The 7,293-nt window shown below is 68.2% G+C and carries 8 protein-coding genes; 4 read left to right on the forward strand and 4 right to left on the reverse strand.

Going from position 1 to position 7,293, the window contains the following annotated elements; all coding sequences use genetic code 11:
• Positions 1–642 (reverse strand): TetR/AcrR family transcriptional regulator (locus D7W81_RS37980; protein WP_147445770.1); only part of this gene is annotated, 642 nt, incomplete at its 3' end.
• A gap of 347 nt (positions 643–989) precedes the next feature.
• On the opposite strand from D7W81_RS37980, the gene D7W81_RS37985 reads away from it, so the two are divergent.
• The 3 genes from D7W81_RS37985 to D7W81_RS37995 all read left to right on the forward strand — a co-directional run bounded on the left by D7W81_RS37985 (position 990) and on the right by D7W81_RS37995 (position 3,597).
• Positions 990–1,460: an Lrp/AsnC family transcriptional regulator gene (locus D7W81_RS37985; protein ID WP_120560255.1), complete on the forward strand. Its 471-nt coding sequence runs from the start codon at positions 990–992 to the stop codon at positions 1,458–1,460.
• 2 nt (positions 1,461–1,462) lie between these two features.
• On the forward strand, positions 1,463–2,683 hold the full coding sequence (locus D7W81_RS37990) for an aminotransferase-like domain-containing protein (protein ID WP_120560261.1): 1,221 nt from the start codon (positions 1,463–1,465) through the stop codon (positions 2,681–2,683).
• A gap of 167 nt (positions 2,684–2,850) precedes the next feature.
• Positions 2,851–3,597, forward strand: coding sequence for an SDR family oxidoreductase (locus D7W81_RS37995; RefSeq protein ID WP_120560256.1), 747 nt, complete (start codon positions 2,851–2,853; stop codon positions 3,595–3,597).
• Here the strand turns inward: D7W81_RS37995 and D7W81_RS38000 are convergent.
• On the reverse strand, positions 3,594–3,986 hold the full coding sequence (locus D7W81_RS38000; RefSeq protein WP_120560257.1) for a winged helix-turn-helix transcriptional regulator: 393 nt from the start codon (positions 3,984–3,986) through the stop codon (positions 3,594–3,596). The two genes, D7W81_RS37995 and D7W81_RS38000, sit on opposite strands and share 4 nt — an antisense overlap.
• A 130-nt stretch (positions 3,987–4,116) precedes the next feature.
• On the opposite strand from D7W81_RS38000, the gene D7W81_RS38005 reads away from it, so the two are divergent.
• Positions 4,117–4,719: a malonic semialdehyde reductase gene (locus D7W81_RS38005; RefSeq protein WP_120560258.1), complete on the forward strand. Its 603-nt coding sequence runs from the start codon at positions 4,117–4,119 to the stop codon at positions 4,717–4,719.
• A gap of 278 nt (positions 4,720–4,997) precedes the next feature.
• On the opposite strand, the gene popD is transcribed toward D7W81_RS38005, so the two are convergent.
• Together popD and popC are read right to left on the reverse strand one after the other, a co-directional pair.
• A complete protein-coding gene (gene popD, locus D7W81_RS38010; protein WP_120560259.1) occupies positions 4,998–5,459 on the reverse strand; it encodes a PopC secretion inhibitor PopD in 462 nt (153 codons plus the stop codon).
• 57 nt (positions 5,460–5,516) lie between these two features.
• Positions 5,517–6,926 carry a subtilisin-like protease PopC gene (gene popC, locus D7W81_RS38015; protein ID WP_120560260.1) on the reverse strand — a complete coding sequence of 470 codons (1,410 nt, stop codon included), beginning with the start codon at positions 6,924–6,926 and terminating at the stop codon, positions 5,517–5,519.
• Positions 6,927–7,293: the final 367 nt, after the last annotated feature.

Consider the following 7,293-nt stretch of genomic DNA (forward strand, 5'->3'; position numbering starts at 1 on the left):
GGGCTTCGCTGCTGCCTTCGGGGGGGGTACAGCTTGAAGATGCGGGGGCAGGCCGTGGGACAGCAGCGTCATCGCCGTGTCGAGCACGCGCTCCAGGCCCATGTCCTCTTCCCAGAGCACCCAGCGCATGCCCAGGAAGTCGCCAATGCCCATCAGGCAGTAGGCGAGCGCCTCCGGGTCCATGCGGCGCACCTCGCCAGCTTCCATGGCCAGCGTGAGGCCGCGCACGTAGCCCCTGGCGAAGCGGTCGTAGTAGCGGCGGTAGCAGTCCGCGTCCACGAACTCCGCCTGCCGCACCACGCGGTAGAGGTTGGGATGCTGGCGCACGAACTGGAAGAAGGCGCGCAGGCCCTCGCGCTCCACCTCCAGGCGCGTGGTGCACGCGGCCGTGGACTCCGCGATGAGGCGGCGCAGGCGCGCGCCCAGCTCGTCCACCACCTCCACGAAGATGGACTGCTTGTCCGGGAAGTACACGTAGAAGGTGCCCAGCGCGACGCTGGCCTTGCGCGTGAGGTCCGCGATGGACGCGCGCTCGTAGCCCTTGTCTCCGAACACCGCCTCCGCGGCCTTCAACAACTTCTGCCGCGTCCGCTGACCGCGCGGCGTGACGGGAACGCGTTCTGAAGTTGAAGGGCGATTCATCTTTCATGACGGGTAGCACCCGGCCGACCGCCCTGTCAAAAGCCGCGGGATGGCTCCTTGCGTCAAAGACAGACAGGGACGCAGGGCGTCAAAGACCTCCCGCGACAGCCCCTGGCCGTGAGCGCGGAAAGTGTCCACCGTGCCCATCCTTCCCCTGGGGAGGACTGCCGGAAGCCCCCTCCGGCCGCACCTTCCGCCTGCCTGCCAGGGGACTCGAGAGGTCGGGTGGCGAACCCTTCACCGACGTCAACCATTTTGCATACAAACGGACTTGCAATCCGGGGCGGCTGCATATAACTTCACCGCCGACTGCCAAGTCCGCCTATAAAAATAAGGTCGCAGGCCCCATGGACGCCCTGGATTATCGCATCTTGGACATGCTTCAGCGCGATGGCCGGGCCACGCAGCTGGAGCTGTCACGCAGGGTGAAGTTGTCCCAGCCGGCGGTGGCGGAGCGCATCCGCAAGCTGGAGGAGAAGGGCGTCATCACCGGCTACACGGCGCGCGTGGACGCGACGCAGCTGGGCAAGGACATCACCGCCTTCATCGGGGTGAGCATCGAGCACCCCAAGCACTTCGAGGGCTTCGCGAAGAAGGTGGCGGAGCTGGAGGACGTGCTGGAGGCCCACCGGGTCGCGGGGCAGGACTCGTACGTGTTGAAGGTGAAGACCGCGAATACGCGGACGCTGGACTCGCTGCTGGTGGAGACGCTGCGCACCATTCCAGGTGTCACCCGCACCAGCACCACCATCGTCCTGTCGACCTTGAAGGAAGACACGCACGTGCGTGTCCCCGATGAGCTGTTGAACGGAGAATGAACATGAGCGCGGACGCTATGAGTACCCCCCTGCCCCCTCCTCCGGCCTACCGGCTGTCCCAGCGCATGTCCCGGATGAAGACGTCCGCGGTGCGTGAGATCCTCAAGATCGCCGAGCGCCCCGACATCCTCTCCTTCGCTGGCGGCCTGCCCGCGCCGGAGCTCTTCCCGCTGGACGCCATCGCCAAGGCGTTCGAGGAGACCTTCGCCACGGAGGGCCGCCCGGCGCTCCAGTACAGCACCACGGAGGGCTTCGCTCCCTTGCGCGAGTGGATCTCCTCGCACCTGGCGCGCAAGGGCCAGCACGTGCACGCGGACCAGGTGCTCATCACCAGCGGCTCGCAGCAGGGCCTGGACCTGGTGGGCAAGGTGCTGCTCGACCCGGGCGACCTGGTCGTGGTGGAGGACCCCAGCTACCTGGCGGCGCTCCAGACCTTCGGCGGCTACGAGGTGGAGTTCGCCACCGTGCGCAGCGACGACGCGGGCATGGACACGGACGACCTGGCGGCCCTGGTGAAGAAGAAGGGCCCGCCGAAGCTGCTCTACGTCATCCCCAACTTCCAGAACCCCAAGGGCACCACCCTGTCACTGGAGCGCCGCAAGGCCCTGGTGCGGCTGGCCCAGGAGCACCGCTTCATCATCCTGGAGGACGACCCGTACGGCGAGCTGCGCTTCAAGGGCGTGCACCTGCCGTCGCTCGCTTCGCTGGATGACCAGGGCGTGGTGCTGTCCCTGTCCACCTTCTCCAAGACGCTGGCCCCCGGCCTGCGCCTGGGCTGGGTGACGGGGCCGCGCCCGCTGCTCAAGTCGCTCACCATCGCGAAGCAGGCCACGGACCTGCACACCGCCACGCTCGCGCAGCGCGCCACCGCGCGGCTGTTGACCACGTTCGACTACGCGGGCCACATCCAGGCGCTGATGCCCATCTACGCCGAGCGCGCCAACGCGATGCTCGCCGCGCTGGAAGCCCACATGCCCAAGGGCACGCAGTGGACCCGGCCGGACGGCGGCATGTTCCTCTGGGTGGAGCTGCCCCAGGGCCTGGACGCGGCCACGCTCCTGCCCCGCGCCGTCGAGCAGAAGGTCGCCTTCGTCCCCGGCGCCCCCTTCTTCGCCAACGACCAGAAGCCCCAGTTCATGCGGCTGAACTACTCCAACCGCCCGCCTGACCTCATCGCCGAGGGCATGCGCCGGCTGGGCGCCGTCATCGCCGACGCGCTGTAGGTCGTCCGTCATTCCGGGCAGCCCGGCCCCCAACGCACCGCGTCGGGGGTCTGGGCCTCATGAGAAGTTGAAGCTTGATTCAGGTTTCAGCCTCCGCGGCGCTGGCAAGCGCCTGCGCGGTGTGCGTACCCTGCGCGCGTTTTTTGGACACGCCCAAGGAGAGGCACATGCAGCTGAAGGACCTGAAGATCATCGTGACGGGTGGCGCGCAGGGCATGGGCGCGCACTTCGCCCAGCGCATCCACGAGGCGGGCGGCCAGGTGGCCGTTGGCGACGTCAACGAGGAGAAGCTGGCGGCGCTGCCCGCGGGCATCCACCGGCGCAAGCTGGACGTGTCCAACGAGCAGGACGTCACGGACTTCGTGCAGTGGGCGCACGGCGCCATGGGCGGCCTCAACGGCCTCATCAACAACGCGGGCATCCTGCGCGACGCGCTGCTCGTGAAGAAGGACCGCACCACCGGCCAGGTGAAGAAGCTGTCCACCGCGGACTGGAACGCCGTCATCGGCGTGAACCTCACCGGCGCCACGCTGATGGTGCGCGAGGTCGTCACGAAGATGGTGGAGACGGACCAGCGCCCCGGCGTCATCGTGAACATGTCGTCCATTGCCCGGCACGGCAACCGCGGCCAGTCCAACTACGTGTCCGCCAAGGCCGCGCTCGCCGCCAACACCGTCACCTGGTCGCGTGAGTTCGCGCCGTTCGGCATCCGCGTGGGCGCCATCGCCCCGGGCATGATTGAGACGCCCATGACGCAGGGGATGAACCAGAAGGCCCGCGACGCGCTGGTGGCCGCCATCCCGGTGGGCCGCATCGGCGAGCCGGAGGACATCTGGGTGGCCGTGAAGTTCATCGTGGAGTGCGACTACTTCAACGGCCGCACCATCGACGTGGACGGCGGCCACAACTTCTAGGCGCTCTTGCGCTTCCGGGGCGCGACGGCCCGCGTGGCCTTCGCGCCCTTCTGCGCCTGCGCCGGGGCCTTCACGTCCACCCAGCGCTCCGCCCACTTGCCCAATTCGTCGATGACCTTCCAGAAGGCCTGACCCTTCTCCGTCAGGCGGTACTCGGAGCGGATGGGCGGGCCCGGATCCACGTGGCGCTCGAGGATGCCCTCGGCCTCCAGGCCCTTGAGCCGCTCCGACAGGACGCGCTCGCTGATGGTGCCGATGCGCTCCGTCAGTTCCCCGAAGCGGCACGGCCCGTCCATCAGGATGCGCAGGATGACGCCCGTCCAGCGCCGGCCCAGCAGGTCCGCCGCCGTCAGGAACCGGGTGCACAGCGGGCTCAGGTCGTCATGCATCGTGCCGCCTCCTTCCCCAAGTATAGCGCCCGCCCATTCCTCCCGGCACTCACTTACTTTTTGGAAGTAGCTTGCAAAATAAAAGTGACACGGATAGCCATGGGGTGTTCGCAACGGAAGGACGACACGCATGGCGACGACGAACACGGCCCTGGACGCGGGCACGCTGGAGCAGCTCTTCACGGAGGCGCGCACGCACGGCGCGTGGCAGGACCGGCCGGTGACGGAGGAGACGCTGCGCCGCATCTACGAGCTGGCGCGCATGGCCCCCACCGCGGTCAACAGCCAGCCGGTGCGCCTGGTGTTCGTGAAGAGCCGCGAGGCCAAGGAGCGGCTCAAGCCCGCGCTGTCCCCGGGCAACGTGGACAAGACGATGCAGGCGCCGGTGACGGCCATTGTCGCGTACGACACCGCGTTCCATGAGCAGATGCCCAGGCTGTTCCCGTCGCGCGACATGAAGAGCGTCTTCGCGGGCATGCCGCCGGAGGCGCGCGAGCAGGCGGCGTTCCTCAACGGCTCCCTGCAGGCGGGCTATGTCATCCTCGCGGCGCGCGCGCTGGGGCTGGACTGCGGCCCCATGGGCGGCTTCGACAAGGCGAAGGTGGACGAGGCCTTCCTCCAGGGCACCGGCTGGAAGTCGAACATCCTCCTCAACCTGGGCTACGGCGACCCGGCGAAGCTCCACCCGCGCAACCCGCGTCTGTCCTTCGAGGACGCCTGCCGCATTGACTGACAGCGTCCAATCCCAGACAGCACACTGGTCCCGCCGTTCAGTAGCGTCTGGCCGCTACAATCCTGAGTTTCTAGGTTAATCAGGAAGAAGCCGCCCCGCCGTCCGTTCCAGTCAGGGGAGAACGCGGCGAGCAGGCTTCTTCCGGGTGCGAAAGCGTGGGCGCCCCCAACGTGGGTGCCGCCTTTCGCGAAGGCGGTCTAGACCGCCGGAGGGCCGCCTTCCGTTAAAGGGAAGCGGGGCCCGGAAGGCTGACGGGAGGCATCCGCGGTGGAGCGGACCTAGTACAGCTGTTCGAGCGGAGCCATGGCGCCCGCGTGGAACTCGGGCGCGCGGCGAAGCTGGTCCAGCACGCGCGGAGCGCACCTCAGGTGAAGCATGGGCAGGGAACCGCCCGGCTCGCTCATGGCGCGCACGGCGCCCACCAGCTGGTGTGCCTCCAACCAGCGCATGAAGCTCTCGCGGAAGCGGGCGTTCTCCGCCTGGCCTTCCTTGTAGAGCTCCGCGCGCGAACGCATGGGTGCCCGTGAGGACGCGGAAGCGCTCTTCGGCGCGGCCGCTTCCCGGGGCATCACCGTCACGTCAATGTCGCCAGCCGGCTGTGCGTCACGCTCCAGGCCACCCGCGCCCGGCAACGCACGCACCGTGCCCCCGCTGCCAGGCAGCGGACGCACGGCGGCGACGGAGGACATCCGGGCCGATATGTCTTGGGGTTCGCCCGGCACGCCATTCTTCCTGCGCATGGCCACATCCTCCCCAGGTCCGGTGCTCACGTGGCACCGGCCCTGGCAACTACCGCGTCACCTGAAAACAGCCAGGCCCTTCCCCGTCCGGTGGTTCGCCGAGCGAGGAAGCTTGATGGCATTGGCCAGAATCAAATCTCTCACTTCCAATGCCGTCAAGTCAGGGGCACGGCAACGATACAGGGCAGCAATACCCGCGACATAAGGCGCCGCCATGCTCGTGCCGCTCATTCGTTCATAGAACGCCTGATTGTTGCAGCGGCGTTCAGTAGACGAATACACGTTCACCCCGTAGCCCATGACATCAGGTACGACACGCCGCCCCACGGCGCCGCTGGCCGAGAAAGTGGCCACGTTGCGCTCGAAGTCGACTGCCCCCACAGCCAGGGCCTCGGGAAAGGCCGCTGGGTAACCAACCGTGTCGGGTCCACTGTTACCCGCCGCGACAATGGGCAGGATGTTGCTGTCCAGAAGCCGACGCAGCATGGCTTGCAGTGCGCGCTGGTTGAGCAGGTAGTCCGCCTCGGAGATGCCCGGCGGCGGCTGCAGCGGGAAGCCCAGCGACAGGTTGACGACGGCGGGACGTGACGCGTTCTCCGGGCGGCTGAACTGGTGGAGCAACCACTCCATGCCGGCGGCCACGCGGCCCAGGCTGGTGCGGATGGTCTCCGATTCGATGACGGACGCGGCGTACAGGTCCACCTCCGGCGCGACGCCGTGGTGCACGCCCGCGGCGATGCCGCACACGTGCGTCCCGTGGCCGTCCGGATCGAACCCGCGCACGTCGCGCGCCGGGTTGTGCGGCGAGTTGGGGAAGAGCGAGACGTAGCGGAACTGGATGGTCTTGCTCGCGTGCTCCGGGTGGTCCGCGTCTACGCCGGTGTCCAGGATGCCCAGCATCACGCCCGCGCCCCGGATGCCCTGGGCGTGCGCCAGGGGGACACCGGACTCGTCAGGCCACTCGCGCGTGGCGAGCGAGCTCATGCCGCGGTTGCGCGGCCCCGTCTGGCCCGCGGACACCGGGCCGGGGAAGGACAGGGGCACCACGTCCGGGATGAACTCGAACTCCGCCGCCAGCTCCCCCCGGGCCGCCGCTTCCGCGTCCTGGGAGTAGAAGTGCGCCATGGTGGCGCCGATGAGCGGCATGAAGCGGTAGCTGCCGGCCTCCGTGCCGGCCTGCTCCGTCACGGGTGCGTTCGGCATGGGCGTGGCGTCAACGTCGGTGACCTTCTTGCCCCGGGCGCGCTTGCGTCCGCGCTGCGCCTGGCCGCTGACCTCCGGCTTCATGCCGGGCAGCGTGGCGGACCGCAGGCCAAGGGCGGTGAGGGCATCCGGTGCCTTCTGGGCGGCGCTGAAGCGCAGCGCGGTGCTGCGGCTGAGGACGCGCTCGCCCTGCGCCGTGCCACGCACTCCAGGCTTGGCCTGCGTTTCGATGGACTCCTTGGGTACCAACAGGAAAGACTTCATGGCTGTGCTCCTTGAACCGCCTATCCGCGCCGGGCCCCGAAGGGAGAGCACCTGCGGTACGACCGCGTCCACCTGGGGACCCTGACAAGCCCCTTCGGATCCGGTGGGTCGGGCTCGCGGGCGTCGCCCGGAGCCATTGCATCACCTGCCCTCCCCTCTCCCCATGCGCTGGGGTCCAACCGGGGGATTTGACCTCGACCCCCTGACAAAAAATCACGGGATTCCCGTAATAGACACCTATTGACTGGTGTCTCGGTCCTCACTCGGCTTCCTCGAACCTCCGGAAACACAACGGATTCCCTCCTGGGGACGAGGGCAATGGCAGAGGGCGCACACGGGCTCTGTCCGCCAGCGGATGTGGGGAAGG

It is taken from the genome of Corallococcus aberystwythensis, from assembly GCF_003612165.1.
Lineage (GTDB): Bacteria > Myxococcota > Myxococcia > Myxococcales > Myxococcaceae > Corallococcus > Corallococcus aberystwythensis.